Genomic DNA, 25,373 nt, shown 5'->3' with positions numbered 1-25,373 from the left:
CCTAGAAACAGATCTGTCTCTCGCCACGGCCTTCAGAGTGCGCCAAGTGGCTTCAAGCTTTTTGATTGCCCCATTTCCCCAGCGCAATCTTGAACGCCTGCATGAACTGCTCGTTAGAAAAGAGGCGAGCCCAGTCCGGTGACTTGCCTGTCTTCAGGTAGCCGTCCACGGCGCGTTCATAGACCTCGACCAGGGCCAAGCCCAGCGCTCCGGTGATCGCCCCGGCAACAGCGGCGTTAATGATCTGCCCAAGCACGGGGATCATCTTGGTCAGGCTGGCTGCCAACTGACGCCCCACCAGGCTGAGGATCTGGCCCTTGAGCAGGCTGACGGCCATTTCACCCATCGAGCCAAACCCGTAGAGCTTGGCCAGCGATGCCGCCATCGCCATCTGCTGAGGCACAATGAGTAACGCGTCCGACATCGGCACCGGGTTAAGTCCGGCGCTGGCGGCGGTGGTGCCGCTGTAGGTCATGATGATGGTCATCGCCTCGCTGCGTTTGGCTGGTAGCGACGCGATCTGGGCAGCCACAAAGGACTGGCGTAGCGCATCGTCCTTGAGTGATGCACTCGACCAGGCGATTAACTTTTCGAGGTCCAGTTTCAGCTCTGGATCGTGGCTGGGGTTATTTGCACAGGTCTCGAAAACCTCACAATGAATACCGTGCTCGCGCAGCACGTTGCGAAACGCCCGGGAAGTCTCACCGTTGCCGTCATCGTCAATGGGTTCGGCATCGCACTGGGTGAGTACCACAGCCACCGGAATATCCAGTTCACCGGTAATCAATCGCAAGTTGTCCAGGTCAAAATCAGTAACCCGGTGGTTGGCTACGCTGAGGCAGTACCAAATGAGATGGATCTGTTCATCCAGCGCCTTGAACTTGCGCTGTTTGATCTCCGGGATGATTTTTTCCCGAAAGTTGCCTGTCGAGGGTTTGCCTTCCGTCACCTCATAACCTTCGGTATCAAAGATGACCAAAGGGATGTTGGCGTCTTCGTAGCGATGACAACCCCGAGTGACAGGCTGCCCGGTACCGACCTTGGCAATCGTTTTGCCGAAGATATGATTGATCAGGCTGCTCTTTCCAACACCGGTGCCGCCAACAATCATCAGGTTCGGGCGTTTGACCGACGCCATTTCCTTATCGAACTGCTCTTCCAGTTGAGCTTCCATACTTGCCATTGTTCTATTCTCCGTCGCTACGCGGCGCTCAAAAGAGGGCGCGCTAAAAAAAAGGTTATCGCCCCGGACCCAAAATCCTAAAGCCTCAATCGCACTTTGCCACTATCCCTGTCAAGCGCAGCGGTTGGGAGGATAGGCTCCAACGGGTATTGTTTTTGACGCTCCTGCTCTCGTCTGAAAAGTGATCAGCGAGACATCCTTCTCTACCTATTCCTCCTGCGCAGTCACCCCCCCTTGCAAAAGCCCGACTTTCCTCTGCAACTGCTTGATATGCGCCTTCTCAGCGCGCAGCGCAGAACGCAACTCCCGGTTCTCAGCCTCATAGATCCGCCCCCAGCGCGCGTTCCGGCGGCAGGTAAGCGCCATTTTCCAGAGTTCACGCAGCCTCAAGTATTGCAGCAGGAGCACCAGCAGGATGCTCCCCAACACTACCAATGCCCCTGTCGACACTGCTTCTGCCATAGTCATGCGTACTTCCTTGCGTATACCCAATTTGTTTAAACGACAGCCACACGATATGTAGCAATAGACGACAGGTCTAGAATGTAGACTTATACAGGTAAAGTATTCGCACACGTCACGAGGGGATGGAACGCATGCATTCCATTGAACAGGTTTGCTCGGGACTGGCACTTCGCCACTGCTTGATCGAGATTGTCGCCCGGCAGGAGGGCCGGCAGACCACGGGGCACGTGATCCAGAGCGTTGGTAGCAAACGCCGGCAGGCCGCCAACGACATCAATATGCACATCACCGAACATGCGCCTCAAAACCTTACACATGACAAAAAAATAACCGGCTACGTGCCAAGCAAAACGTTCCAGCCGCTGTTCATCGGTGACGAATCTCAAGCACTTGAGACCGGGGTTTTATGAGTAACCGGGCAAAACGTGGGGCAAGCCGCATCGCGCTATTCCCCTTGACTCTCCCCTATACGGCAGCCCCTACCCTGCAACCCCGTTTCAGGACTCATCCCCATGGCTCAGCGCATTCTGGTCATCCTCGGTCATCCCTCCAGCACCAGTTTCTGTTCGGCACTGGCGGACACCTACATCCAATCGGCCAAAAACGCCGACCATGAAGTACGCGTCCTACGGCTGGGCACGCTGGCTTTCGACCCGGTGCTGCATCACGGTTACACCGACATTCAAGCCCTGGAAGCCGATTTGCTCGGTGCCCAGGCAGATATCCTGTGGGCCACCCATTTGGCGTTTGTCTTGCCGATTTGGTGGGGTGGTATTCCGGCGTTGATGAAGGGCTTTATCGATAGAGTTTTCCTACCCGGCTTCGCCTTCAAGTACCGTGCAGGCAAGGCATTTCCTGACAAGCTGCTGCATGGCCGAACCGCGCACTTGCTGGTGACGCTCGATACGCCGCCATGGTATTACCGCTGGTTCTACCGCATGCCGGGCATTCATCAGATGCGCAAGACGACGCTGGCGTTTTGCGGCATAACGGTGACCAAGACCTTGTTGCTCGGGCCGGTGCTGGGTTCCACGCCCGCGCAACGCGCTCGTTGGCTGACGCGGGCCGGCGGATTATTTGGAAAAGGGCGTTTTCATGTTCATCGGCAAAGCGGCGCAACTGTCGGGCACGACCATCAAGGCGATTCGTCACTATGAAGCGATCGGCCTGCTTCCCAGCCCGCAGAGAGCGGGGCGGTATCGGGTCTATTCGGCGCAGAGTGTCGAGCTGCTGATGTTGATCAAGTGTGCTCAGCAACTGGGTTTCAAGCTCAAGGAGCTACAGGCCATTTTGCACGGGCACCAGGGCGACGCGCTGCCCTGGGAGCGCGCGAGCCAGGCGATTGCCCGCAAGCAGGAGGAGCTGGCGCTGCAGATGGCGGCACTGCAGAAGATGCAGGCCGGGCTGGTCGAGTTTGACGCGATGCTTAAACACTCAAACCAGAATTGCACGATAAGTACAAATTAGACAATAAATACAAATCAGGTTAGTGTCGCGCTTTCGTCCCGTTGATATTCAGGAGCGCGCCATGACCACACTCTCGGACTTCAAGCTTAAAACCTGCTTTCCCCCGCAGGAGCGTGCGTGATGAGCGCGGTGCCACTGGCGGTTTACGAACTCAGTGCATTGCGCGCCGCGCTGTCGCGCCAAGACATGCTGCACGCGGTGGAACAGGCATTGATCAGTCACGCCGACGGCCGCATCGTGGCCCCGCCGCCGGGGGTGTTGTTGTTTGAAAACCCGCCGGGGGACTGTCATATCAAGTCCGGCTACGCGAAAGACGGTTCGGTGTTTGTGGTCAAGCTGGCCATGGGCTTTTATGAGAATCCTTCCCGCGGCCTGGAGACCAATAATGGCCTGGTGCTGGTGTTCGATTCTCACACCGGCAAGACCCGCGCCATCCTCAACGACGAAGGCTGGCTGACCAGTTGCCGCACTGCCGCCGCCGGTGCCTTGGCCGCACGGGCCGGGGCGCCCGCACGGGTGAGCGCGTTAGGCATTCTCGGCAGCGGGCATCAGGCGCAACTGCAGGCGCGCTGGACCTGCGAACTGCTCGGAATCGAGCGTGTGGTGATCTGGGGACGCGCTCCCGAGCGGGCACAACACCTCGCCAACGCGCTGCAGCAAGCTGGGTTGAAAGCCCAAGCAGCCGACAGCGTTGAGGCTGTTTTCGCACAGTGCAATCTGGTGATTACCTGCACGCCGTCGACCCAGGCAATCGTACCGGCCGACGTGGTGCGTAAAGGCACTCATATTGTCGCCCTGGGCGCAGACAGCCCAGGCAAACAGGAACTGGACCCGTTGCTGCTGCAGAGGGCACAGGTGCTCATGACCGATGACCGGGCCCAATGCCTGGACCATGGCGAAATGAGCCACGCAGTACGGGCCCATTTGATCAGCGACCAGGCCGACGTTTCCCTCGGCCATGTGCTGGCCGGTAAGGCACGCGGGCGTTTCCGCGACGATGACCTGACCATCGCCGACCTGACCGGCCTGGCCGCTCAGGACATCGCACTGGCGACCCTCGCGGTGCAGCGCATGCAGGCCGTGGACTGACAACTGTTCGGACGCCTGCGTACAATCACCGTTCCTTTTTCCAGTGCCCGGTTAACCCATGGTCGATATCGCATTCATCAAGGCAACCGCCAACGGCATCGCCGCCCTGCTCTATCCGGACCTGGAAGCCGTGGTACACGACCTGCACACCGGGCGTATTGCACACATCGCCAATGGCTTTTCCCGACGTCAGGTCGGGGATGAATCGCTGATCACTGACCTGGCTGAGTTGGCTGCCGGACCCGACACCGTCGGGCCGTATGAAAAGACCGGGATCAACAGCCGTCAGTTGCGTTCGATCTCCCTCGTCGCCCGTGCCGCCAACGGTGAACCCTGCGCCTTGCTGTGCCTGAACTTCGATGTGACCGCCCTGGCCCAAGTGCAGAAACTGATCAGCGGCTTTGCCGTGGGCCAGCAGTCCCAGGGGCGCCCAGAATCGCTGTTCAGCGGCGATTGGCGGGAAAAACTCAATGAGATCATCGAAACCCTCGCCGCCGAAAATCATTTGAAACCCGCCGATTTCGGCCGTAGCGAAATCATCCAGGTGCTGGTGCAGGCGCGGGAGCACGGCCTGCTGGATGTGCGTAACTTTGTCGACTACGTCGGCGACTACTTCAAGATTTCCCGGGCCAGTGTGTATAACTATTTGCGCGCCGCGGCGGCGCAGTAACAGGCGACCGCGCAATCGGCTCAGTCGCCCCGTTCATTTGCCCCCATCCCCCATGTCTGCTAGTGTCGCGCCGGTTTACCGTCTACCGGAATAGCCGCCATGGCCCGCAAAAAAGTTGCACTCGATTTCGAACAATCCCTCGCCGACCTGCAAACCCTGGTCGAGCGTCTGGAGAACGGCGAGTTGTCGCTGGAAGACTCGCTGACGGCGTTTGAACAAGGCATCGGCCTGACCCGCGACTGCCAGAGCGCGTTGGCGCAGGCGGAGCAGAAGGTCCAGGTGTTGCTCGAACGCGACGGGGAGTTGGCCGAAGAACCTTTCGATGCGGAACAGCCCGAATGATCGACGCGTATCAGGCCAGTAGCCAAGCCCGGGTCAATGCGGCGCTGGAGCCCTTGTTTGTTGCGCCAAGCCCGGAAATGAAACGGCTCTACGAGGCCATGCGCTACAGCGTGATGAATGGCGGCAAGCGGGTGCGCCCGTTGCTGGCCTATGCGGCCTGCGAAGCCCTCGGCGCGCCTGCCGAACAGGCCAACGGCGCGGCCTGCGCGGTGGAGTTGATTCACGCCTATTCCCTGGTGCATGACGATTTGCCGGCGATGGACGACGATGACCTGCGTCGCGGCCAGCCGACCACCCATAAAGCCTTTGACGAAGCCTGCGCGATCCTCGCCGGCGATGGCCTGCAAAGCCTGGCGTTCAGCGCATTGCTCGACCCGAGTTTGAGCAGCGTGAATGCCGAGATCCGCTTGCGCATGGTCACCACCCTGGCGGTGGCCGCAGGCCCCGCCGGGATGGTCGGTGGCCAGGCCATCGATCTCGGCTCGGTGGGCCAGAAGCTCGATCAACAGGCCCTCGAACACATGCATCGGCACAAGACCGGCGCCCTGATCGAAGCCGCCGTCCACCTGGGCGCCCTGGCCAGTGGGCGTGCCGAAGCCGCGCAATTGGCGGCCTTGCAGGTTTACTCCGGGGCCATCGGCCTGGCGTTCCAGGTGCAGGACGACATTCTCGACGTAGAAAGTGACACCGCCACCCTGGGCAAACGTCAGGGCGCCGATATCGCACGGGACAAACCGACTTATCCTGCGCTGCTCGGGCTGGATGCCGCCAAGGCCTATGCCCTGGAACTGCGCGACCAGGCCCTGGCCGCCCTGCGACCTTTCGACGCAGCGGCCGAGCCCCTGCGAGACCTGGCGCGGTACATCGTCGAACGTCGTCACTGATAACCGCGGCCATTACAGCCACATATCGGTCAAGTTCGGTGCTCTGCGTGGGCAGTTTGCGATGCTTGAGGTAAACTGCCGCCTCTTCTATACCTATAACGATTCGCCTGATGCCCACGACGTTTCAAGAGATTCCCCGCAAACGCCCGTCCACGCCTCTGCTCGACCGTGCTGTCACGCCGGACGGCCTGCGTCGTCTGGGTGAAGCCGAGCTGGTAACCCTGGCCGATGAATTGCGCCTGGAATTGCTCTACACGGTCGGCCAGACCGGTGGGCATTTCGGTGCCGGCCTGGGCGTCATCGAGCTGACCATCGCGCTGCATTACGTGTTCGACACCCCGGACGACCGGCTGGTGTGGGACGTAGGCCATCAGGCGTATCCGCATAAAATCCTCACCGGCCGTCGCGAGCGCATGAGCACCCTGCGCCAGAAGGACGGCATCGCCGCCTTCCCGCGTCGCTCGGAGAGCGAGTACGACACCTTTGGCGTCGGCCACTCCAGCACCTCGATCAGTGCCGCGCTGGGCATGGCGATCGCCTCGCGCCTGCAAGGCAGCGATCGCAAGGCGATTGCGGTGATCGGTGACGGCGCGCTGACCGCCGGCATGGCTTTCGAAGCGCTGAACCATGCGCCGGAAGTGGACGCCAACATGCTGGTGATCCTCAACGACAACGACATGTCGATCTCGCGCAATGTCGGCGGCCTGTCCAACTACCTGGCGAAGATCCTTTCCAGCCGGACCTACGCCAGCATGCGCGAAGGCAGTAAGAAAGTGCTGTCGCGCTTGCCCGGCGCGTGGGAAATCGCCCGCCGCACCGAAGAATATGCCAAAGGCATGCTGGTGCCCGGCACGCTGTTCGAAGAGCTGGGCTGGAACTACATCGGCCCCATCGACGGCCACGACCTGCCGACCCTGATCGCCACGCTGCGCAACATGCGTGACCTCAAAGGCCCGCAGTTCCTGCACATCGTCACCAAGAAAGGCAAAGGCTTCGCCCCGGCGGAAGTCGACCCGATCGGTTACCACGCGATCACCAAGCTCGACCCCCTCGACGCCCCCGCCGCCGTGCCGAAAAAAGCCAGCGGGCCAAAGTACTCCGGTGTGTTCGGCGAATGGCTGTGCGACATGGCCGCCGCCGACCCGCGCCTGGTGGGGATTACCCCGGCGATGAAGGAAGGTTCCGACCTGGTGGCGTTCAGCGAGCGTTTCCCGCTGCGCTACTTCGACGTCGCCATCGCTGAGCAGCACGCGGTGACATTCGCCGCAGGCATGGCCTGCGAAGGCGCCAAGCCGGTGGTGGCGATCTACTCCACCTTCCTGCAGCGCGCTTATGACCAGTTGGTGCATGACGTCGCGGTGCAGCACCTCGACGTACTGTTCGCCATCGACCGCGCCGGACTGGTCGGCGAAGACGGCCCGACCCACGCCGGCAGCTTCGACCTGTCCTACCTGCGTTGCATCCCCGGCATGCTGGTGATGACGCCGAGCGACGAAAACGAACTGCGCAAGATGCTCAGCACCGGCCACCTCTACAACGGCCCGGCCGCCGTGCGCTACCCGCGCGGCACCGGCCCGAACGCGGTGATCGAAAAAGACCTGGCGCCGATCGAAATCGGCAAGGGCATTGTGCGACGCCAAGGCAGCAAGACCGCGTTCCTGGTGTTCGGCGTGCAACTGGCCGAAGCCCTGAAAGTCGCCGAGAAGATCGACGCCACCGTGGTCGACATGCGTTTCGTCAAACCGCTGGATGAAGCACTGGTGCGCGAGATCGCCGCCGGCCATGAACTGCTGGTGACGGTCGAAGAAAACGCCATCATGGGCGGTGCCGGTGCGGCGGTCAGCGAGTTCCTGGCGCGCGAGAACATCCTCAAGTCGGTGCTGCACCTGGGCTTGCCGGATGTGTACGTCGAACACGCCAAGCCGGCGCAGATGCTCGCCGAGTGCGGGCTCGACGAGGCGGGTATCGAGGCGTCGGTCCGCGAACGCATGACACTCCTGGGTTTATAACCCCCCGAGACTTCTGTAGGAGCGAGCTTGCTCGCGAAAAACGTCAACGATGACGCGTGCACTCTGTATGCACGCGGCGTCCTCAGGTTTTTCGCGAGCAAGCTCGCTCCTACAAAAAGCTATGGACCGCTCTATGAATCACCTGCGCCTTGCCCTGCCCTTGCTGCTTCTGCCAGCCCACGACCTGCTCGCCGACAGCCGCGACGCCGCGCTGAAACTCCCCGACGTGGTCATCAGCGCCAACCGCCAGGTCCAGGCGCGCAACGACAGCAGCGCCGCCAACACCGTCTTCACCCGCGACGACATCGACCGCCTGCAACCCACCAGCCTGACCGACCTGCTCAGCCGCGTGCCCGGCGTGCAAGTGGCGCCCACCGGCGGCCGTGGTAGTTTGCCGGGCATCTACCTGCGCGGCACCAAGTCCGCGCAAAGCCTGGTGCTGGTGGATGGCCAGCGCATCGCCAACGCCACCTCCGGCGACAGCGGCCTGCAATACCTGAATGTGGACCAGATCGAGCGCGTCGAAGTGCTGCGCGGCTCGCGCTCGGTGATCTACGGCAGCGATGCGATTGGCGGGGTGATCCAGGTGTTTACCCGGCGCAACGCCGAACAGGGCCTGCAGCCGCGCCTACGGCTGGGCTTCGGCAGCCACCAGAGCTGGGAACGTAGCCTCGGGCTGTCCGGCGGCGACGAACACACGCGCTTCAACCTGGGCGCGAGCCTGGATGAAAGCGCCGGCATCAACTCGACACACACCTCGTTTCCCAGCGATGGCGACCATGATGCCTACCGCAACCAGTCCGTCAGCCTGAACCTCAGCCACAGTTTCAGTGACGCGTTGGAAGCCGGTTTCAACCTGCTGGATAGCCGCGGCAAGTCGGAGTACGACAACAGCTTCGGCCGCTACGACGTCGCCACCGGCCAGAGCGTCGGCCAGAAACCCTACACCGACTACGCCGTGAGCAGCGCCAGCGGCTATGTCGACGCCCGCCTCAGCGAACGCTGGCAATCGCGCCTGGAACTGGGCCACAGCGAGAACCGCGACACCAAGCGCGATACGCTCAGCGATGACTTCAGCGTGTTCAACACCTACCGCGACTCGCTCAACTGGCAGAACGACCTGACCCTGAATGAGCGCAACAGCCTGATCCTCGGCGGCGACTGGTACGAAGACCGTTTCCACGGCTCCACCACGTTTACCGAAAACAGCCGCTGGAACCGCGCCGCCTTTGTCCAGCATCGTTTCCGCAGCGAGTGGTTTTCCACCGAACTGGGCCTGCGCCATGACCAGAACCAACAGTTTGGCAGCCAGAACAGCTGGAGCGGCACCCTCACCGTGCCGATCAACCCCGACAACGATGTGCTGCTCAGCTACAGCGAAGGCTTCCGTGCGCCGACCTTCAATGACCTCTATTACCCGGACACGCAGTACAGCAACCCGAATCTTCAGCCCGAGACCTCCAAGAGTTACGAGCTGCAATGGCGCAGCCAGCTCGGCGACCACACGCGCCTGGAAACCTCGCTGTACCGCACCGACTTGAGCGACGCGATCATTCTCGACGGCGGCAAACCGCAGAACGTCGCAGCGGCGCGGATCAATGGTTTTGAAGCCGCGCTCAAGCACGAGCTGTTCGGCTGGCAGGGCAACCTGGGCGTTTCGCTGATCGACCCGCGCGACCGCGACAGCGGCCACACCCTCGCCCGCCGTGCGCGGCGCACCCTGAACCTGGACCTGGATCGGCAATTCGATCAACTCGGCGTCGGTGCGAGCTGGCAGGCGATCAGCAGCAGCTACGACGACGAAGCCAATCGCAATCGCCTGGGCGGTTATGCCTTGCTCGGGCTGCGCAGCAGTTGGGCGCTCAGCCGGGAAGTGGCGTTGTCGCTGAAAGTCGATAACGTGCTGGACAAGACTTACGCTCGGGCACGTTACAGCTATGACGATCCGGCGTTCCTGAACAATCAGGACTATCGGGAAGAAGGTCGGGTGTGGAGGGTTGGCGTGACCTGGACGCCGACGCTCTGATAGAAACGTCGGCGTGCCTGCGATTGCGTCAGCGGTTCGGCGCAATCACCTGACACAACCGCGCCAAGGCTTCCAACATCTGCCCGCTCGGCCGTTCCAGGCCTTTGTCCGGCACCAACAGCAAACGCCCCTGCGCCACCGCCGCCAGCTGCGGCCAGGCTTTCCAGGCATCCAACTGCGGTTGATCCGCCGCCAGAATCACCTCGGGGTTGCGCTGCAGCACCGACTCGACGCTGACCTGCGGCGCAGGCAGCGTGAGGTCGTCGAACACATTGCGCGCGCCGCACACACTCAGCGCATCGCTGATGATCTGCCCACCGCCCACGGTGTACAAAGGCGGGCTCCACACTTGGTAAAACACCCGCAAGGGTTCGGCACGCTGATAGCGCTGGCGCAACCCGGCCAGGCGCTGGCGCAACTGCGCAGACAATTGCCGGCCGGCGTCGGCGCGCCCCAGTTGCTCGGCGATGGCCTGGACCTGCTGGGTCAGTTGTTCGAGGTTATGGGGTTCGGCGACGTAGACCGGGATATTCAGGCGCTGCAACTGTTCACGCTGGGCCGGGCCGATGCTGCCGGGCCAGAGCAGGATCAGGTCGGGCTTGAGGCTGAGCAAGCGCTCGATGTTCAATTGCCCATAGCGCCCGACCGACGCGACCTTCGCCAGCGCCGCTGGCCGCTCGCCGCCATCGAGCACGCCCACCAACAGGTCGGCAGCGCCCAGTTCAACCACGATTTCCGACAGCGACGGCGCCAGGCTGACCACCCGCTCGACCGCCAGGGCCTGGGCAGCGAACGCCAGCAGCAGGAGCGCCAGCCAGCGAGGCTTCATCCCAATTGACGCGGGATGCGGTAGAGGTAAAACAACACCAGGGTCGACAACGCCAGCAGGAACAACGGCACCGCTTCCAGGCCGACGAATACCGCCAGCGCACCGATCCAGGCGGGCACGGAGGCAATCAGCAACGCCGTGCGCCGACGGGCGGCGAGGGTGATCCAGGCCGCCGGCTCTTCTGCGGTATCGAGGGCTTTAGAGGTGGCGATCAACGCATGTTTATAGCCATGAAAATAGCGCAGGCTGAGAAACATCGAGGCCACGCCCGCAATGAAGAACGGCATGGCCAGCACCGGCAACAGCGGTTCGGCCTGAGCGAACACCAGGTTGATCACGAACAATGGCAGCAACGCCAGCGCCAGGTACTGCCACCAATTGAAGGACAGTCGCCGTTTCACCTGGCCTCGAGTCACGCGCGGTCGACCTCGCCCTGGTGTTCGTTGCCCATCATGTGGTCGAGCTTGCTGGCTTTGGTCGCCAGGTAGAGCTTGTTGTGCGGGTTGTGCCCGGTGTGCAGCGGCACGCGCTCGGCGACGGTGATGCCCATCTCGGTCAAGGCTTTGACCTTGCGTGGGTTGTTGGTCATCAAGCGCAGGGATTTCACGCCCAGGTGCTCCAGCATCGGCAGGCAGATGCCGTAATCACGCTGGTCGGCGGCAAAGCCCAGGCGCTCGTTGGCTTCAACGGTGTCGGCGCCGCCGTCCTGCAACTCGTAGGCGCGGATTTTATTCAGCAGGCCAATGCCACGACCTTCCTGGCGCAAGTACAGCAAGATGCCGCGGCCTTCATGGGCAATGGCGCGCATCGCCGCTTCCAGTTGCGAACCACAGTCGCAGCGCTGGCTGAACAGCGCGTCGCCGGTCAGGCACTCGGAGTGGATGCGGCCCAGTACCGGCGCGCCATCGGCGATATCGCCCAGGCTGAGCACGACGTGCTCGCGCCCGTTGGCTTCTTCGAGGAAGCCATGCATGGTGAACATGGCAAAAGGGGTAGGCAGCTTGGAAGCAGCGACGAAAACGACGGGCACCGTGTGCTCCTGATTTCAGATTTCACAGAGGCGGGCATTGTAACAGCACGTTCCTACAGACGCTTAAGCTGAATTATCGTTGATAAAGATCAATCGGCTCGATTGGCCTTCGTCTCGGTTCTATGCAGGTCAGAATGCTGACTCAGGGCGTCTCGCGAAAATGTTGATAACCGCGAACGGCCGGGGTGATGTCGCGCCCGTTCGCGTCGAGCAGCGTCACCCCCTGCCCCGCCTCGACCCGGCCGATCACATGCACCGGCCAGCCGCCCGCCAGCAATGGTGCCAGCCCGGCCGGTGGCAGGGTGAACACCAACACATAGTCGTCGCCGCCACTCAAGGCCGCCACCCGCGCCACGTCATCGCCGACAAACGCGAGCAAGGCCTTGGATAACGGCAGTCGCTGGCGCTCGACCAGCAGGCTGACAGCCGATGCCTTAGCGATATGCCCACAATCGGCCAGGAGCCCGTCGGAAATATCCATTGCAGACGTCGCCTTGCCCCGAAGGGCAACGCCCAGGGCCAACTGCGGTTGCGGCGACCAGTAATGCGCCAGCAGCGGGTCGGCGATGCTGGCCTCGGCGCTGCGCTGGCCCAGCACCAACGGCAGCGCTCCCGCCGCGTTGCCCAATTCCCCGCCCACACACAGCAAGTCACCCGGCCGCGCACCGCTGCGGGTCAACGCTTGCCCGGCCGGTACACGGCCGAACACGGTCATGGTCAGGCTCAGCGGCCCGCGCGTGGTGTCGCCGCCGACCAGGCCCACGCGGCAGCTCTGCGCCATGGCGTTCAAACCCTGAGCATAGCGTTGCAGCCAATCGGCATCGACGGTGGGTGTTGTGAGGGCCAGGGTAAACGCGATGGGGTCGGCGCCCATGGCGGCCAGATCGCTCACCGCCACGGCCAGCGAGCGCTGGCCGAGCAGGAACGGATCACAGGGGTCGGCGAAATGCACGCCGGCCACCAAGGTATCGGTGGAGATTGCCAACTGCTCCCCGGCGGGGAGCGCCAGCAAGGCGCAGTCATCGCCGATCCCCAGGGCAATGCCCTCGCCGCCCTGCGCACAAGGCGCGGCGGCGAAGTATTTGCGGATCAGCTCAAACTCGCCCATCGGGAACTCAAGCGCGGATCAGCGCTTGTGTTCCTTCACTTCGGCTTCGCGCAGGCGCGGGGCCAGCTTGTCGAGCACGCCGTTGACGAACTTGTGACCGTCGGTCGAACCGTAGACTTTCGCCAGTTCGATGCCTTCGTTGATCACCACGCGGTACGGCACGTCGACGCGCTTGAGCAACTCCCAGGTGGACAGGCGCAGTACGGCCAGTTCAACCGGGTCCAGCTCGTCGAGGGTCAGGTCCAGGCACGGTGCCAGCGCGATGTCGATTTCGGTCTTATTGGCCGGGACGCCGTGCAGGATGTCGTGGAAGTAGCTGGCATCGACGTCGCTGAAATCGTTGTCGACGCGAAATTGCGCCTCGATTTCGTTCAGCGAGGTTTTCGCCATGTGCCACTGATACAGCGCCTGGGTCGCAAGCTGACGCGCTTCGCGACGCTTGACGCTCTTGGACGGCTTGCCAGCGTCGGCTGGGCGTGGGTCACGCGGGTTGAAACGATCGCTCTCGTCGGAAATCACTTGGCCTCCAACTGCGCCAGCAGGCTGACCATTTCCAGGGCGGACAGGGCAGCTTCAGCACCTTTGTTACCGGCCTTGGTGCCGGAACGTTCGATGGCTTGTTCGATCGAATCCACGGTCAGCACGCCGAATGCAACCGGTACGCCGAACTCCATGGACACCTGGGCCAGGCCCTTGGTGCATTCGCCAGCCACGTATTCGAAGTGCGGCGTACCGCCACGAATGACCGCGCCCAGGGCGACGATCGCCGCGTATTCACCCCGTTGCGCAACTTTTTGCGCAACCAGTGGAATTTCGAAGGCGCCAGGGGCACGGATGATGGTGATGTCGCTCTCGCTCACACCGTGGCGAACCAGGGCGTCCACGGCACCGCTTACCAGGCTTTCAACCACGAAGCTGTTGAAGCGGCCAACCACCAGGGCATAGCGGCCTTTGGGGGCGATGAAGGTACCTTCGATGGTCTTCAGGGTCATTCGACAAATCTCTTAAAGAGCCGGGACGCGAAAAGTGCGTCCCTCAGTGATGATTTAACCGCGAACAAGGGGCGAAAATCGCCAGCCTTTATTCGGAGGGCACGTATTCTACAACTTCCAGGTCGAAACCGGATATCGCATTAAATTTCATCGGTGCGCTCATCAGGCGCATTTTGCGCACGCCGAGGTCACGCAGGATCTGCGAACCGGCACCGACGATGCTGTAGGTGGTCGGCGTTTTGACCTGGGCCTGCTCGGCGGTTTCGCGGATATGCGCGAGCAAGACGTCGCCATCCACCGGGTTGCCCAACAGCAATACCACCCCGCTGCCGGCCTCGGACACCGCGGCCATCGCGGCGCGCAGGCTCCAGCGCCCGGGTTGCTTGACCATCAACAGGTCGCGCAGCGGGTCCATGTTATGCACGCGCACCAGGGTCGGTTCGTCGGCGCAGATGGTGCCCAGGGTCAGCGCCATGTGAACGTCGCCTTCCACCGAATCACGGTAGGTCACCAGGTTGAATTGGCCCAGTTCGCTGTCCAGCGGCTGCTCGGCAATCCGCTGAACGGTACGTTCGTGGATCATCCGGTAGTGAATCAGGTCGGCAATCGTGCCGATCTTGAGGTTGTGTTGGGCGGCAAAGGTTTCGAGTTCGCTACGACGGGCCATGGTGCCGTCGTCGTTCATCACTTCGCAGATCACCCCGCTCGGCTCGAAACCGGCCATGCGCGCCAGGTCGCAGGCGGCTTCGGTGTGGCCGGCGCGGGCCAGGGTGCCGCCCGGCTGGGCCATCAGCGGGAAGATGTGGCCCGGGCTGACGATGTCTTCGGCCTTGGCGTCTTTCGCGGCGGCCGCTTGCACGGTGCGCGCACGGTCGGCGGCGGAGATCCCGGTGGTCACGCCGGTGGTGGCCTCGATCGATACGGTGAACTTGGTGCCAAACCCGGAACCGTTGCGCGGCGCCATCAGCGGCAGCTTGAGCAACTCGCAGCGTTCGCGGCTCATGGGCATGCAGATCAACCCACGGGCGTGCTTGGCCATGAAGTTGATGTGCTCCGGCTTGCACGCCTCGGCGGCCATGATGATGTCGCCTTCGTTCTCACGGTCTTCGTCATCCATCAGGATGACCATCTTGCCTTGGCGGATATCTTCAACCAGTTCTTCGATGCTATTGAGCGCCACAGGGCACCCCCTTGGTCAGGATTTCAGGTAGCCGTTAGCGGCCAGAAAACTTTCGGTGATGTTACTGGCAGGCTTTTGTCGAGAGTCAGACTCTGCGGCCTTATCGCCCATAAGCAGGCGCTCCAGGTAACGGGCAAGCAAGTCGACTTCCAGGTTCACCCGGCGACCTGGCTGGTACGACGCCATGATGGTTTCGCTCAGGGTGTGGGGAATGATGGTCAGTGCGAATTCGGCGCCATCCACGGCGTTCACGGTCAGGCTGGTGCCATCGACGGTGATCGAGCCTTTGTGGGCGATGTATTTGGCCAACTCCTTGGGCGCGCGGATGCGGAACTCCACGGCGCGGGCGTTTTCGCTGCGCGCCACTACTTCGCCGACGCCGTCGACATGGCCGCTGACCAGATGACCGCCCAGGCGCGTGGTCGGGGTCAGGGCTTTTTCCAGGTTGACCGGGCTGCCGGCCTTGAGGTCGCTCATCGCCGTGCAGTCCAGGGTTTCGCGGCTGACATCGGCGGCAAAGCCGTTGCCCGGCAAGTCGACGACGGTCAGGCACACGCCGCTGACGGCGATGCTGTCGCCCAGCTTGACGTCGCCCAGGTCGAGCTTGCCAGTGTCAACCAGCAGGCGCACGTCGCCGCCCTTGGGGGTCATGGCACGGATGCTGCCGATGGATTCGATAATGCCGGTGAACATGGCCTTCTCCTGGAAAACGGTGCGGGCGTTTGAGCGCCCGGTCAGAATTATACGCTCGCTGCTGGCACAGGGATGGCAGTGACTCGCCAGTCATCGCCCACAGCGCGCATTTCAGTGATCTTGAGTTGGGGCGCGTCGGCCAGTTTCTCAAGCGGCCAGTCCAGCAAAGGCCGGGCTGCGGAGCCGAGGAACTTGCCGGCGACGAAAATCACGTATTCGTCCACCAGGCCCTGCTGGGCGAACGCGCCCGCCAGGCTTGGCCCGGCTTCCACCAGCACGTCGTTGACGCCACGGGCCGCCAACGCCACCAGCGCCGAGCGCAGGTCGACCTGGCCATCGACACCGGGCACCACCAGGCACTCGGGGCCACGGGGGAACTGGTTTTCCGCAGTGACACAGGTGATGACCAGCGCCGGGCCGGCCTTGAAGAACGGCGCATTGAGCGGCACCCGCAGGCGGCCGTCGATCAATACGCGCAGCGGCGGACGCGACATGGCCAGCGCGGTGGTTTCTGCGTCCAGGCCGAGTTCGGCGGCGCGCACGGTCAGGCGCGCACCATCGGCCAGCACGGTGTCGGCGCCGGTCAGCACTACGCTGGCCTCGGCGCGCAGGCGCTGCACGGCGGCGCGGGCGGCGGGGCCGGTGATCCATTGGCTCTCGCCGCTGGCCATCGCGGTGCGGCCGTCCAGGCTCATCGCCAGCTTGACACGCACAAACGGCAGGCCGTGTTCCATGCGTTTGAGGAAACCTTTATTGAGCGCCCGCGCTTCCACTTCGAGCACACCGCTGCGCACTTCGATGCCGGCCTGGGCCAAACGCTGCATACCGCGCCCGGCGACATCCGGGTTGGGGTCCTGCATCGCCGCGACCACCCGCGCCACCCCGGCACTCACCAGCGCATCGGCGCACGGCGGGGTATGGCCGTAATGGCTGCAGGGTTCCAGGGTGACGTAGGCCGTGGCGCCACGGGCTTTGTCAGCGGCTGCGCGCAAGGCATGCACTTCTGCATGGGGCTCGCCGGTACGTACATGCCAACCTTCGCCGACGATCTGCCCATCGCGCACAATCACGCAACCCACACGCGGGTTGGGATGGGTGGTGTACAGGCCGTTGCGCGCCAGTTCGAGGGCGCGGGCCATGTAATGGGCGTCGAGGATGGCCTGTTCAGCAGACGGTGGGTTCATTTTTTGATCGGCTCACGGGCCAGGCGGTCGATCTCTTCGCGGAACTCATTGAGGTCCTGGAAACGTCGATACACCGAAGCGAAACGGATATAGGCGACTTCGTCGAGCTTTTGCAGCTCGCCCATCACCAGCTCTCCAACCACCAGGGACTTGACCTCGCGCTCGCCGGTCGCGCGCAACTTGTGCTTGATATGCGCCAGCGCCGCCTCCAGCCGCTCGACACTCACCGGGCGTTTTTCCAGGGCGCGCTGCATACCGGCGCGCAATTTGTCTTCGTCGAAAGGCTGGCGGCTGCCGTCGGATTTGATCAGGCGCGGCAATACCAGTTCGGCGGTTTCGAAGGTGGTGAAACGTTCACCGCAGGCCAGGCATTCGCGCCGGCGACGCACTTGATCGCCCTCGGCGACCAGACGCGAGTCAATGACCTTGGTGTCGTTGGCACCGCAGAAGGGACAGTGCATGGTGGCAGGCAACAAAAAAAGGGAGGGCCATGGTAGCGCATCCCCGTGGCAAGACAAGCCATAGCCTTTACGGTATATAGGCTGACGATTATGTTTCCTGTTTTTTAAGCCACGGATTTTGTCCTTTCTGGAGCCGTACATGCAGTTACGACCACTCGTTTTACTCACCTTGTTCGGTTTTCTGGTCGCCTGCAGCAGCGAAGCCCCAAAACCTTCGACGCCGCAGCCTCAGCCGGCGCAAGAGAAAAAAGTCCCCGGCATCGAAGACCTCGGCCCGCTGCCGGCCTACCAGCGTGAGATCAACGGCAGCCTGACCAACGTGCCCGCCGGCGCCGAAGTCGAAATGGCGCTGTTGGTGATCGACGACCGCAGCCGCCCGCAACAACTGCTCGCCAGCAGCGTGCTGAGCGGCAACGGCAAGCCCCTGGCCTTCCGCCTGCGCTTCAGCCCCGACGCGTTCCCGGCCGGTGCGCGGGTCGAACTGCGCGGGCGCGCCAGCCAGTCCGGCCAACTGATCCTGCACCTGCCCGCGGTACGCATCACCCAGGCCATCACCCAGACCACCGGCCCCCTGCAACTCGTCAAGGCACCATGACGCCACCGCTCGACCTGCAACGGGCGCTGAGCGCCCTGATCGGCGACGCACAGCTGGTGCCCTGCCCGTTGCCGGGCACCGACCTGGCGTTGTGGCTGCTCGACGCCGACAACATGGACCGCGCCTTCAGCCCCGAAGAAACCCGGCGCATCCTGCATGAGCCGCCCTACTGGAGTTTTTGCTGGGCCAGCGGCCTGGCACTCGCACGCTACCTGGCGGCGAACCCGGAATGGGTCGCGGGCAAGCGCGTGCTGGATTTCGGCGCCGGCTCCGGCGTCGCCGGGATTGCCGCCGCCAAGGCCGGCGCGCTGGAAGTGGTGGCCTGCGACCTGGACCCACTGGCATTGGCGTCCTGCCGTGCGAATGCCGAACTCAACGGGGTTGAACTGGGCTATTCGACGGACTTTTTCGCCGAGGCCGACCGCTTCGACCTGATCCTGGTGGCCGACGTGCTCTACGACCGCGCCAACCTGCCGCTGCTCGACCAGTTCCTCACGCGCGGGCGTGAAGCACTGGTGGCGGACTCGCGGGTGCGGGACTTTCAGCATCCGGATTATCAGCGCCTGGCGATACTCGATGCCCTGACATTGCCGGACTTGGCCGAGCCTTGGGAGTTTCGCAAGGTGAGCCTGTACCATTCGCGGCGCCAGCCCTTATAGTTGCCCCATTCCCGCTTTATTCGAGACGCCCCATGAGTGAGCCCACGCCGTATATCTTCGACGCCACCACCGCCACGTTCGACCAGGCGGTGATCCAGAACTCCTTCGAAAAGCCCGTGCTCGTGGACTTCTGGGCCGAGTGGTGCGCGCCGTGCAAGGCGTTGATGCCGATGCTGGCGAAGATCGCCGAGAGTTATCAGGGCCAATTGCTGCTGGCCAAGGTCGATTGCGAGGCCGAGCAGGACATCGTTGCGCGCTTTGGTATTCGCAACCTGCCGACGGTGGTGCTGTTCAAGGACGGCCAACCGGTGGACGGGTTTGCCGGGGCGCAGCCGGAGTCGGCGGTACGGGCGATGCTCGAACCTCACGTGCAGATGCCGCCGCCGGCTGCGGCGGACCCGCTGGAGCAGGCTCAGGCGCTGTTTACCGAGGGCCGTATCAGTGAAGCCGAAGCCGTGCTGGTCGCGCTGCTGGGCGAAGACAACAGCAACGCCGGCGCGCTGATTCTGTACGCGCGCTGCCTGGCCGAACGCGGTGAATTGGGCGAAGCCCAGGCCGTTCTCGACGCCGTCAAGAGCGACGAGCACAAGGCCGCCCTCGCTGGCGCCAAGGCGCAAATCACCTTCCTGCGCCAGGCCGCCGACCTGCCCGACCCCGCCGACCTGAAAAGCCGCCTGGCGCAAAACCCGCAGGACGACGAAGCGGCCTATCAGTTGGCCATTCAGCAACTGGCGCGCCAGCAGTACGATGCCGCGCTGGAAGGCTTGCTCAAACTGTTCATCCGCAACCGCAGCTACAGCGAAGGCTTGCCGCACAAGACCTTGCTGCAGGTGTTCGAACTGCTGGGCAACGATCACCCGCTGGTGACCGCGTACCGCCGCAAGCTGTTCGCCGCGCTGTACTAATCGCCCTGTAGGAGCGAGCTTGCTCGCGAAAAACTCAAGGACACCGCATTCATTCAGGATGGGCGCGTTGTGGTTGACGCTCTTCGCAAGCAAGCTCGCGCCTACAACGGGTCAATCCAGGTATAGAGCGGCGTATCACCGCCGCTGCTGACCTTGACCTGGCCGCTATGGCGCAGGCGCACCAGCAGGCGCTTGCCCGCTGCGGCGTCGCCGGCCAGTCCTTCCAGTTGATCGAGCAATTCCAGCCCGTTGAGCTGGCCGGCGGCGCGCAACAGGTCCTGGGCGTTCTGCCACAGGTCATCGTTCTGCTTGACCGCAACGGCCGGCGCAGCGGTGGCGCTGGGCACCGGCGTCGTCTGCAACTGCGCGCGCAGGCGTGCCCAATCAGCGTCATCCAGCTCCAGAGTCAAGTCCACCGGCAGGTCGCCGACAGTTCCACGAATCCGCAACATCGTCCCTACTCCTGCATTTTTTCCGACGGGCATGCTCCCATGCGGCTTGCGCAACGCCAAGCGGACGGTCAAACTCTCGACACTATTGTTATAAGATCACATAACATAAATTTCATGTTCTGGAGCTTCCCCATGCGCCGTCTGCTGCTTGCTTTGCCGTTTGCCCTGCTGCCACTGGCTATCGCCCACGCCGCTGACGAGCATGATCATGAGCATGCCAGCCTGGGAGCCCATGAACATGGGGTCGGCCGTCTCAACGCGGTGCTCGACGGCCAGGCCCTGGAGCTTGAGCTGGACAGCCCGGCGATGAACCTGGTGGGGTTCGAACACCCGGCCACCAGCGCCGCCGACAAAGCCAAGGTCGCCGCCGTGCGCAAACAGCTGGAAAACCCAGCCGCCCTGTTCAACCTGCCCAAGGCCGCCGGTTGCGTGGTCAGCACCCAGGAACTCAACAGCCCGCTGTTCGGCGACAAGCCCGAAGCCGAGCATGATGACGACGATGACGACCACGCCACCGCCGACAAAGACGCGGCCGCCCACGAGCACCATCACGACCACAGCGAAATCCACGCCCACTACCAGTTCACCTGCGCCACGCCGACGGCCTTGAGCAACCTCGACCTGAGCCAAGTGTTCAAGACCTTCCCCGCCACCCAGAAAATTCAGGTACAACTGATCGGCCCGAGCGGCCAGCAAGGTGTGGAAGCGACGGTCACAGCAGCCACCCTGAAGTTCTGAGTAGCCATGAGCCACGCATTGATCGAACTGTCCGACCTGGGCTTCAACTGGCCCGGACACCCGCCGTTGCTGGACATCCCCGCGTTCCGCCTGGAACCGGGGGAGACCCTGTTTCTCAAGGGCCCCAGCGGCAGTGGCAAGACCACCCTGCTCGGCCTGCTGGGCGGCGTGCAGACACCCGGCCGAGGCAGCATCCGTCTGCTCGGCCAGGAACTGACCGAACTCTCGGCCAGTGCCCGCGACCGTTTTCGCGTCGACCATACCGGCTACATCTTCCAGCAGTTCAACCTGCTGCCGTTCCTGTCGGTGCGCGAAAACGTCGAGTTGCCGTGCCACTTTTCCAAGCTGCGCGCGCAGCGGGCCAAGCAGCGCCACGGCAGTGTCGACCAGGCCGCCGCGGCGTTGCTGGCGCACCTGGGGTTGAAGGACAGCGCCCTGCTGGAGCGCCGCGCCGACTCGCTGTCGATCGGCCAGCAACAACGGGTGGCCGCCGCCCGTGCGCTGATCGGCCAGCCGGAGCTGGTGATCGCCGACGAGCCCACCTCGGCGCTGGACTACGACGCCCGCGAAGCCTTCCTGCAACTGTTGTTCGCCGAATGCCGCGAGGCCGGCGCCAGCCTGTTGTTTGTCAGCCATGACCAGAGCCTGGCCCCGCTGTTCGACCGTCACCTGTCGCTGGCCGAACTCAATCGCGCCGCCACGCCCGCAGAGGTTTGAGATGTATCTGTTCCGTCTAGCCATGGCCAGCCTGGCTAACCGCCGCTTTACCGCGATCCTCACCGCCTTCGCCATCGCCCTCTCGGTGTGCCTGCTGCTGGCGGTGGAACGGGTGCGCGTTGAAGCGCGCAACAGTTTCGCCAGCACCATCAGCGGCACCGACCTGATCGTCGGCGCGCGTTCCGGCTCGGTCAACCTGCTGCTGTATTCGGTGTTCCGCATCGGCAACGCCACCAACAATATCCGTTGGGACAGCTACGAACACTTCGCCGCCAACCCGCAGGTGAAATGGGCGATTCCGATCTCCCTCGGCGACTCCCATCGCGGTTACCGGGTGATGGGCACCAACGAATCCTATTTCGAGCACTACCAGTACGGCCGCAAGCAACACCTCGAACTGGCCAGCGGCCGCGCCTTCGCCACCGATCCGTTCGAAGTGGTACTCGGCGCCGAAGTGGCCGAAGCGCTGCACTACAAGCTCGGCGATCAGTTGGTGCTGGCCCATGGCGTGGCGGTGGTGAGCCTGGTCAAGCACGATGACAAACCGTTCACCGTGGTCGGCATCCTCAAGCGCACCGGCACCCCGGTGGACCGCACGCTGCATATCAGCCTCGGCGGCATGGAGGCGATCCATATCGACTGGCACAACGGCGTGCCGGCCCAGGGCAAAGGCCGCATCAGTGCCGATCAGGCGCGCAACATGGACCTGACCCCGCAAGCGATCACCGCCTTCATGCTCGGCTTGAACAACAAGATCTCCACCTTCGCCCTGCAACGCGAGATCAATGAATTCCGTGGCGAACCGATGCTGGCGATCCTGCCCGGCGTGGCGCTGCAAGAGCTGTGGAGCATGATGGGCACCGCGGAAAAAGCGCTGTTCGTGATCTCGCTGTTCGTGGTGCTGACCGGTTTGATCGGCATGCTCACCGCGATCCTCACCAGCCTCAACGAGCGCCGTCGCGAAATGGCGATCCTGCGTTCGGTGGGCGCGCGGCCGTGGCATATCGCGACGTTGCTGATCTTCGAAGCCTTCGCCCTGGCGCTGTCCGGTGTGATCGCCGGCGTGGGTCTGCTGTACGTGTGCATCGCCGCTTCACGCGGGTACCTGCAGGCCAACTACGGCCTGGACCTGCCGATGGCCTGGCCCAGCGAGTATGAATGGAGCTTGCTCGCCGGTATCCTCGCGGCGGCGCTGCTGATGGGCAGCGTGCCGGCGTGGCGGGCCTATCGACAATCCTTGGCCGATGGCCTGTCCATACGTTTATGAGGAAGGCTTCGATGCGTCGTGCCCTGTTTGCCCTGTTGTTGCTGCTGGCTGCGCCCGCCTGGGCGGAGGATCAGCCCAAGGATTTGTCCTGGCAGGAGATGATCCCGGCGGACGCGCCGCCGGAAATCCCCAATATGAAACCGCTGCACGACCTGTCGAAAATGGCCGATGCGTTATCGGTGGAGGCCGCGCCAGCGGCCAAGCAGGACTTGCCCAACGCACCGGTGGTGCCAAGCCTCGACGGCCGGCATATCCGCCTGCCGGGCTATATCGTGCCGCTGGAAGTCAGTGAAGAAGGCCGTACCACCGAGTTCCTGTTGGTGCCGTATTTCGGCGCGTGCATTCACGTACCGCCACCGCCGTCGAACCAGATCGTGCATGTGAAAAGCGAAGTCGGCGTGAAGCTCGACGAGCTGTATCAGCCGTATTGGATCGAGGGCGTGATGCAGGTCAAACCGTCCTCCAGTGAGTTGGCCGACGCCGGCTATCAGATGGATGCCGAGAAGATTTACGTCTACGAATTGCCGGAATAGCGCTTATCACCCATTCATTGAGCTGCGTCAAAAGACCGAACGGAACGATCTTTACCATTGGATGTACAACCTTTAAACGTCCTCTGGAGCTCCCATGAACAATAAGTCTCTGCTCGGCGCGTCACTCTTCGCGCTCGCCCTCGCCGCCCCCGTTGCCCACGCTCACGAGGCCGGTGACATTCTGGTTCGCGCAGGTGCAATCACCGTGAACCCGAATACCGACAGCGGCAGCGTCAAAGTTGACCAGGGCCCAATTGCCGGCACGAACCTGGGCGGCAAAGCGACCTTGAGCAGCGACACGCAACTGGGTCTGAACTTCGCCTACATGTTCACCAGCCACTGGGGTATCGAACTGCTGGCGGCCACACCGTTCTCGCATGACGTGAAGCTCAAGAATACCGCTTTGAGCCCAGCCAACGGTAAACTCGGCTCCCTGAAACAACTGCCGCCAACCCTGAGCGTCGTGTACTACCCGCTGGACAGCAAATCGGCGTTCCAACCGTATGTGGGTGCCGGTATCAACTACACCTGGATCTATGACGAGAGCGTCAGCGGCAGCGCGAAACAAAACGGTTTCAGCAACTTCAAGGCCGAAAACTCCTGGGGCTGGGCCGCGCAGATCGGCGCCGACTACATGATCAACGACAAGTGGATGATCAACGCCCAGGCGCGCTACATCGACATCAACACCAAGGCCACAGTGAACTACAACGCCGTGCCTGGCACTCGCGCCAAGGTCAATGTTGACGTTGATCCATTCGTTTACATGGTCGGTATCGGCTACAAGTTCTAAGCGATATTTCACAAACACCGCAAAACCAATGTGGGAGGGGGCTTGCCCCCGATAGCGCGGCGTCAGTCAACAGATTCATTGACTGAGCCACCGTTATCGGGGGCAAGCACCCTCCCACATTTTGCTTTGGGGTGTTTCAGCTACGGCGGTAGAACCGATCCAGCAACGCCGGCAACCCTGCTCGCCACGCCCGCGGCTTGATGCCGAAGGTGTGGAGGATTTTCTTGCAGGCCAGCACCGCGTGTTGCGGTTCTTCACCGGCATCCGGCCGAGCCGCATGGGCCTGGGCGGTGGGGGCTTCGATCACCAGCGCACGGAAACTGCGCGCTTCGGTGAGGATCGCCTGGCCCAGAGCCAACGGCGTGGTCGCCTCGTGACCGGCGTAGTGATAAGTGCCCCACAGCGGCGCCGCGCAATCGAGTTGCTTGAGCACGGAGATGATCACCCGTGCCGCATCGTCCACCGGCGTCGGATTGCCGCGACGGTCGTCCGCCATCAGCAGTTCTTCAGTCTGCTCGGCCCGCGCCAGGAAACGCCCGAGGGTGCCGTCGACACTGTCATCCAGCAGCCAGCCAAAGCGCAGCAACACATGCTGCGGGCAGGTGGCGCGCACGCTCTGTTCGATACGCCACAACGCCTGGCCGCGCAGGCCCAGGGGCACCGGCTCGTCCTTTTCGCTGTAGGCAGTGGCGCGGGAGCCATCGAACACGCGGTAGCTGGACGGTTGCAGCAAGGTGATGCTGTGGTGCTGACACAGTTCGGCCAGGCGTTCGATCGCCGACTCCTGGGCGGCCAGACGGCTTTCGCTGACCGTTTCGGCCTGGAACCAATCGAAATAGTAGGCGAGGTTGATCAACGCATCGGGACGGGTGTCGTCGAGCAATTGGGTAAGGCTCGCGGCATCCCAGCCGTCTTGGGGCGGTTTGGGGGCGAGGAAACCGATGTCTTCCTCTGCACCGAGGCGAATCAGCGCCTGCCCGAGGGCATTCCCGCCGCCCAACAACATAAGGCGCATTCGCATAGATTGAGCTGGCCCGGTCTGTTTGGAACGATGGTTAGTATCGACAGGCGTTTGAGCCTTGCCGTGGGTATTTGCCAGAAT

Annotated in this window: 31 protein-coding genes; 17 read left to right on the top strand and 14 right to left on the bottom strand. The window is 62.8% G+C overall.

Annotation, left to right across the window (positions count from 1 at the left end; genetic code table 11):
• Positions 1 to 52: 52 nt before the first annotated feature.
• The gene (locus ACVWZP_RS24160; protein ID WP_301556640.1) at positions 53 to 1,183 is read right to left on the bottom strand and encodes a YcjF family protein; all 1,131 of its coding nucleotides are present in this window, start codon (positions 1,181 to 1,183) and stop codon (positions 53 to 55) included.
• Positions 1,184 to 1,390: 207 nt separating this feature from the next.
• Positions 1,391 to 1,651, bottom strand: a complete 261-nt coding sequence (locus tag ACVWZP_RS24155; protein WP_046381900.1) for a hypothetical protein — start codon at positions 1,649 to 1,651, stop codon at positions 1,391 to 1,393.
• 128 nt (positions 1,652 to 1,779) lie between these two features.
• Between ACVWZP_RS24155 and ACVWZP_RS24150 the strand changes: the two genes are divergently transcribed.
• From ACVWZP_RS24150 to ACVWZP_RS24110, 9 genes are all read left to right on the top strand, one after another.
• Positions 1,780 to 2,058: a hypothetical protein gene (locus tag ACVWZP_RS24150; RefSeq protein WP_390898334.1), complete on the top strand. Its 279-nt coding sequence runs from the start codon at positions 1,780 to 1,782 to the stop codon at positions 2,056 to 2,058.
• A gap of 102 nt (positions 2,059 to 2,160) precedes the next feature.
• The gene (locus ACVWZP_RS24145) at positions 2,161 to 2,805 is read left to right on the top strand and encodes an NAD(P)H-dependent oxidoreductase (RefSeq protein WP_046381898.1); all 645 of its coding nucleotides are present in this window, start codon (positions 2,161 to 2,163) and stop codon (positions 2,803 to 2,805) included.
• A complete protein-coding gene (locus ACVWZP_RS24140; protein WP_026140359.1) occupies positions 2,744 to 3,115 on the top strand; it encodes a MerR family transcriptional regulator in 372 nt (123 codons plus the stop codon). The genes ACVWZP_RS24145 and ACVWZP_RS24140 overlap by 62 nt, the downstream gene beginning before the upstream one ends.
• A gap of 120 nt (positions 3,116 to 3,235) precedes the next feature.
• Positions 3,236 to 4,204: an ornithine cyclodeaminase gene (locus ACVWZP_RS24135; RefSeq protein WP_457370198.1), complete on the top strand. Its 969-nt coding sequence runs from the start codon at positions 3,236 to 3,238 to the stop codon at positions 4,202 to 4,204.
• 58 nt (positions 4,205 to 4,262) lie between these two features.
• Positions 4,263 to 4,874: a helix-turn-helix transcriptional regulator gene (locus ACVWZP_RS24130; RefSeq protein ID WP_457370197.1), complete on the top strand. Its 612-nt coding sequence runs from the start codon at positions 4,263 to 4,265 to the stop codon at positions 4,872 to 4,874.
• A 99-nt stretch (positions 4,875 to 4,973) separates the two neighbouring features.
• Entirely contained in the window at positions 4,974 to 5,216 is a 243-nt protein-coding gene (locus tag ACVWZP_RS24125; RefSeq protein ID WP_003176346.1) for an exodeoxyribonuclease VII small subunit, read from the top strand.
• A complete protein-coding gene (gene ispA / locus ACVWZP_RS24120) occupies positions 5,213 to 6,100 on the top strand; it encodes a (2E,6E)-farnesyl diphosphate synthase (RefSeq protein WP_017849569.1) in 888 nt (295 codons plus the stop codon). The genes ACVWZP_RS24125 and ispA overlap by 4 nt, the downstream gene beginning before the upstream one ends.
• A 110-nt stretch (positions 6,101 to 6,210) precedes the next feature.
• Positions 6,211 to 8,109: a 1-deoxy-D-xylulose-5-phosphate synthase gene (dxs, locus tag ACVWZP_RS24115; RefSeq protein WP_177029853.1), complete on the top strand. Its 1,899-nt coding sequence runs from the start codon at positions 6,211 to 6,213 to the stop codon at positions 8,107 to 8,109.
• Between the two features lie 133 nt (positions 8,110 to 8,242).
• The gene (locus ACVWZP_RS24110) at positions 8,243 to 10,135 is read left to right on the top strand and encodes a TonB-dependent receptor domain-containing protein (RefSeq protein WP_457370196.1); all 1,893 of its coding nucleotides are present in this window, start codon (positions 8,243 to 8,245) and stop codon (positions 10,133 to 10,135) included.
• A 28-nt stretch (positions 10,136 to 10,163) separates the two neighbouring features.
• On the opposite strand, the gene ACVWZP_RS24105 is transcribed toward ACVWZP_RS24110, so the two are convergent.
• The 10 genes from ACVWZP_RS24105 to nrdR form a co-directional block, all read right to left on the bottom strand.
• Complete coding sequence (locus ACVWZP_RS24105) at positions 10,164 to 10,964, bottom strand: cobalamin-binding protein (protein WP_046381894.1); 801 nt, start codon at positions 10,962 to 10,964, stop codon at positions 10,164 to 10,166.
• The gene (locus ACVWZP_RS24100; protein ID WP_026140360.1) at positions 10,961 to 11,380 is read right to left on the bottom strand and encodes a nuclear fragile X mental retardation-interacting protein 1; all 420 of its coding nucleotides are present in this window, start codon (positions 11,378 to 11,380) and stop codon (positions 10,961 to 10,963) included. The genes ACVWZP_RS24105 and ACVWZP_RS24100 overlap by 4 nt, the downstream gene beginning before the upstream one ends.
• Complete coding sequence (gene ribA, locus ACVWZP_RS24095; protein ID WP_017849574.1) at positions 11,377 to 11,994, bottom strand: GTP cyclohydrolase II; 618 nt, start codon at positions 11,992 to 11,994, stop codon at positions 11,377 to 11,379. The genes ACVWZP_RS24100 and ribA overlap by 4 nt, the downstream gene beginning before the upstream one ends.
• A gap of 142 nt (positions 11,995 to 12,136) precedes the next feature.
• On the bottom strand, positions 12,137 to 13,102 hold the full coding sequence (gene thiL, locus ACVWZP_RS24090) for a thiamine-phosphate kinase (RefSeq protein ID WP_457370195.1): 966 nt from the start codon (positions 13,100 to 13,102) through the stop codon (positions 12,137 to 12,139).
• Positions 13,103 to 13,120: 18 nt separating this feature from the next.
• The gene (nusB, locus tag ACVWZP_RS24085; protein WP_017849576.1) at positions 13,121 to 13,621 is read right to left on the bottom strand and encodes a transcription antitermination factor NusB; all 501 of its coding nucleotides are present in this window, start codon (positions 13,619 to 13,621) and stop codon (positions 13,121 to 13,123) included.
• Positions 13,618 to 14,094: a 6,7-dimethyl-8-ribityllumazine synthase gene (gene ribH, locus ACVWZP_RS24080; protein ID WP_017849577.1), complete on the bottom strand. Its 477-nt coding sequence runs from the start codon at positions 14,092 to 14,094 to the stop codon at positions 13,618 to 13,620. The genes nusB and ribH overlap by 4 nt, the downstream gene beginning before the upstream one ends.
• Positions 14,095 to 14,182: 88 nt before the next feature.
• Positions 14,183 to 15,274, bottom strand: coding sequence for a bifunctional 3,4-dihydroxy-2-butanone-4-phosphate synthase/GTP cyclohydrolase II (gene ribBA / locus ACVWZP_RS24075; RefSeq protein WP_017849578.1), 1,092 nt, complete (start codon positions 15,272 to 15,274; stop codon positions 14,183 to 14,185).
• Between the two features lie 15 nt (positions 15,275 to 15,289).
• A complete protein-coding gene (locus ACVWZP_RS24070; protein WP_017849579.1) occupies positions 15,290 to 15,967 on the bottom strand; it encodes a riboflavin synthase in 678 nt (225 codons plus the stop codon).
• A 47-nt stretch (positions 15,968 to 16,014) separates the two neighbouring features.
• Positions 16,015 to 17,151, bottom strand: a complete 1,137-nt coding sequence (gene ribD / locus ACVWZP_RS24065; RefSeq protein ID WP_046381891.1) for a bifunctional diaminohydroxyphosphoribosylaminopyrimidine deaminase/5-amino-6-(5-phosphoribosylamino)uracil reductase RibD — start codon at positions 17,149 to 17,151, stop codon at positions 16,015 to 16,017.
• Positions 17,148 to 17,612, bottom strand: coding sequence for a transcriptional regulator NrdR (nrdR, locus tag ACVWZP_RS24060; protein WP_026140361.1), 465 nt, complete (start codon positions 17,610 to 17,612; stop codon positions 17,148 to 17,150). The genes ribD and nrdR overlap by 4 nt, the downstream gene beginning before the upstream one ends.
• 139 nt (positions 17,613 to 17,751) lie before the next feature.
• On the opposite strand from nrdR, the gene ACVWZP_RS24055 reads away from it, so the two are divergent.
• Genes ACVWZP_RS24055 through trxA form a run of 3 tightly spaced genes read left to right on the top strand, consistent with a single transcriptional unit; the run spans position 17,752 to position 19,771 of the window.
• Positions 17,752 to 18,207 (top strand): YbaY family lipoprotein, encoded by a 456-nt coding sequence (locus tag ACVWZP_RS24055; protein WP_017849582.1) that lies wholly within the window; start codon positions 17,752 to 17,754, stop codon positions 18,205 to 18,207.
• Complete coding sequence (locus ACVWZP_RS24050; RefSeq protein WP_017849583.1) at positions 18,204 to 18,866, top strand: class I SAM-dependent methyltransferase; 663 nt, start codon at positions 18,204 to 18,206, stop codon at positions 18,864 to 18,866. Before ACVWZP_RS24055 ends, ACVWZP_RS24050 begins: the two co-directional genes overlap by 4 nt.
• Before the next feature lie 32 nt (positions 18,867 to 18,898).
• A complete protein-coding gene (gene trxA / locus ACVWZP_RS24045) occupies positions 18,899 to 19,771 on the top strand; it encodes a thioredoxin (protein WP_046381889.1) in 873 nt (290 codons plus the stop codon).
• 101 nt (positions 19,772 to 19,872) lie between these two features.
• Here trxA and ACVWZP_RS24040 read toward each other — a convergent pair whose 3' ends face one another.
• Positions 19,873 to 20,223: a hypothetical protein gene (locus ACVWZP_RS24040; RefSeq protein WP_046381888.1), complete on the bottom strand. Its 351-nt coding sequence runs from the start codon at positions 20,221 to 20,223 to the stop codon at positions 19,873 to 19,875.
• A 132-nt stretch (positions 20,224 to 20,355) separates the two neighbouring features.
• Between ACVWZP_RS24040 and ACVWZP_RS24035 the strand changes: the two genes are divergently transcribed.
• The 5 genes from ACVWZP_RS24035 to ACVWZP_RS24015 all read left to right on the top strand — a co-directional run bounded on the left by ACVWZP_RS24035 (position 20,356) and on the right by ACVWZP_RS24015 (position 24,271).
• The gene (locus ACVWZP_RS24035) at positions 20,356 to 20,961 is read left to right on the top strand and encodes a DUF2796 domain-containing protein (protein WP_046381887.1); all 606 of its coding nucleotides are present in this window, start codon (positions 20,356 to 20,358) and stop codon (positions 20,959 to 20,961) included.
• A gap of 6 nt (positions 20,962 to 20,967) precedes the next feature.
• A complete protein-coding gene (locus tag ACVWZP_RS24030) occupies positions 20,968 to 21,678 on the top strand; it encodes an ABC transporter ATP-binding protein (protein WP_046381886.1) in 711 nt (236 codons plus the stop codon).
• 1 nt (position 21,679) lies between these two features.
• A complete protein-coding gene (locus ACVWZP_RS24025) occupies positions 21,680 to 22,945 on the top strand; it encodes an ABC transporter permease (protein ID WP_026140362.1) in 1,266 nt (421 codons plus the stop codon).
• Positions 22,946 to 22,956: 11 nt separating this feature from the next.
• Complete coding sequence (locus ACVWZP_RS24020) at positions 22,957 to 23,478, top strand: DUF3299 domain-containing protein (RefSeq protein ID WP_046482555.1); 522 nt, start codon at positions 22,957 to 22,959, stop codon at positions 23,476 to 23,478.
• 94 nt (positions 23,479 to 23,572) lie between these two features.
• Positions 23,573 to 24,271 (top strand): OmpW/AlkL family protein, encoded by a 699-nt coding sequence (locus ACVWZP_RS24015; RefSeq protein ID WP_017849590.1) that lies wholly within the window; start codon positions 23,573 to 23,575, stop codon positions 24,269 to 24,271.
• Between the two features lie 136 nt (positions 24,272 to 24,407).
• Here ACVWZP_RS24015 and ACVWZP_RS24010 read toward each other — a convergent pair whose 3' ends face one another.
• Entirely contained in the window at positions 24,408 to 25,292 is an 885-nt protein-coding gene (locus ACVWZP_RS24010; RefSeq protein ID WP_026140363.1) for a sugar nucleotide-binding protein, read from the bottom strand.
• Positions 25,293 to 25,373 lie beyond the last annotated feature (81 nt).

The sequence above is a fragment of the Pseudomonas sp. TE36184 genome (assembly GCF_054060055.1).
Note: the sequence above shows the minus strand (reverse complement) of the source record. Positions and strands in the feature narration are given on the sequence as shown.

Bases quoted from the DNA above. Each gene is read 5' to 3' on its own strand.
- ACVWZP_RS24030 (WP_046381886.1), top strand. From the start codon at position 20,968: ATGAGCCACGCATTGATCGAACTGTCCGACCTGGGCTTCAACTGGCCC.
- trxA (WP_046381889.1), top strand. From the start codon at position 18,899: ATGAGTGAGCCCACGCCGTATATCTTCGACGCCACCACCGCCACGTTC.
- ACVWZP_RS24125 (WP_003176346.1), top strand. From the start codon at position 4,974: ATGGCCCGCAAAAAAGTTGCACTCGATTTCGAACAATCCCTCGCCGAC.
- ACVWZP_RS24150 (WP_390898334.1), top strand. From the start codon at position 1,780: ATGCATTCCATTGAACAGGTTTGCTCGGGACTGGCACTTCGCCACTGC.
- ispA (WP_017849569.1), top strand. From the start codon at position 5,213: ATGATCGACGCGTATCAGGCCAGTAGCCAAGCCCGGGTCAATGCGGCG.
- ACVWZP_RS24135 (WP_457370198.1), top strand. From the start codon at position 3,236: ATGAGCGCGGTGCCACTGGCGGTTTACGAACTCAGTGCATTGCGCGCC.
- ACVWZP_RS24050 (WP_017849583.1), top strand. From the start codon at position 18,204: ATGACGCCACCGCTCGACCTGCAACGGGCGCTGAGCGCCCTGATCGGC.
- thiL (WP_457370195.1), bottom strand. From the start codon at position 13,102: ATGGGCGAGTTTGAGCTGATCCGCAAATACTTCGCCGCCGCGCCTTGT.
- ACVWZP_RS24160 (WP_301556640.1), bottom strand. From the start codon at position 1,183: ATGGCAAGTATGGAAGCTCAACTGGAAGAGCAGTTCGATAAGGAAATG.
- ACVWZP_RS24110 (WP_457370196.1), top strand. From the start codon at position 8,243: ATGAATCACCTGCGCCTTGCCCTGCCCTTGCTGCTTCTGCCAGCCCAC.
- ACVWZP_RS24055 (WP_017849582.1), top strand. From the start codon at position 17,752: ATGCAGTTACGACCACTCGTTTTACTCACCTTGTTCGGTTTTCTGGTC.
- ACVWZP_RS24010 (WP_026140363.1), bottom strand. From the start codon at position 25,292: ATGCGAATGCGCCTTATGTTGTTGGGCGGCGGGAATGCCCTCGGGCAG.
- ACVWZP_RS24155 (WP_046381900.1), bottom strand. From the start codon at position 1,651: ATGACTATGGCAGAAGCAGTGTCGACAGGGGCATTGGTAGTGTTGGGG.
- dxs (WP_177029853.1), top strand. From the start codon at position 6,211: ATGCCCACGACGTTTCAAGAGATTCCCCGCAAACGCCCGTCCACGCCT.
- ACVWZP_RS24025 (WP_026140362.1), top strand. From the start codon at position 21,680: ATGTATCTGTTCCGTCTAGCCATGGCCAGCCTGGCTAACCGCCGCTTT.
- ACVWZP_RS24145 (WP_046381898.1), top strand. From the start codon at position 2,161: ATGGCTCAGCGCATTCTGGTCATCCTCGGTCATCCCTCCAGCACCAGT.
- ACVWZP_RS24035 (WP_046381887.1), top strand. From the start codon at position 20,356: ATGCGCCGTCTGCTGCTTGCTTTGCCGTTTGCCCTGCTGCCACTGGCT.
- nrdR (WP_026140361.1), bottom strand. From the start codon at position 17,612: ATGCACTGTCCCTTCTGCGGTGCCAACGACACCAAGGTCATTGACTCG.
- ACVWZP_RS24130 (WP_457370197.1), top strand. From the start codon at position 4,263: ATGGTCGATATCGCATTCATCAAGGCAACCGCCAACGGCATCGCCGCC.
- ribH (WP_017849577.1), bottom strand. From the start codon at position 14,094: ATGACCCTGAAGACCATCGAAGGTACCTTCATCGCCCCCAAAGGCCGC.
- ribD (WP_046381891.1), bottom strand. From the start codon at position 17,151: ATGAACCCACCGTCTGCTGAACAGGCCATCCTCGACGCCCATTACATG.
- ACVWZP_RS24105 (WP_046381894.1), bottom strand. From the start codon at position 10,964: ATGAAGCCTCGCTGGCTGGCGCTCCTGCTGCTGGCGTTCGCTGCCCAG.
- ACVWZP_RS24020 (WP_046482555.1), top strand. From the start codon at position 22,957: ATGCGTCGTGCCCTGTTTGCCCTGTTGTTGCTGCTGGCTGCGCCCGCC.
- ACVWZP_RS24070 (WP_017849579.1), bottom strand. From the start codon at position 15,967: ATGTTCACCGGCATTATCGAATCCATCGGCAGCATCCGTGCCATGACC.
- ACVWZP_RS24040 (WP_046381888.1), bottom strand. From the start codon at position 20,223: ATGTTGCGGATTCGTGGAACTGTCGGCGACCTGCCGGTGGACTTGACT.
- ACVWZP_RS24140 (WP_026140359.1), top strand. From the start codon at position 2,744: ATGTTCATCGGCAAAGCGGCGCAACTGTCGGGCACGACCATCAAGGCG.
- ACVWZP_RS24015 (WP_017849590.1), top strand. From the start codon at position 23,573: ATGAACAATAAGTCTCTGCTCGGCGCGTCACTCTTCGCGCTCGCCCTC.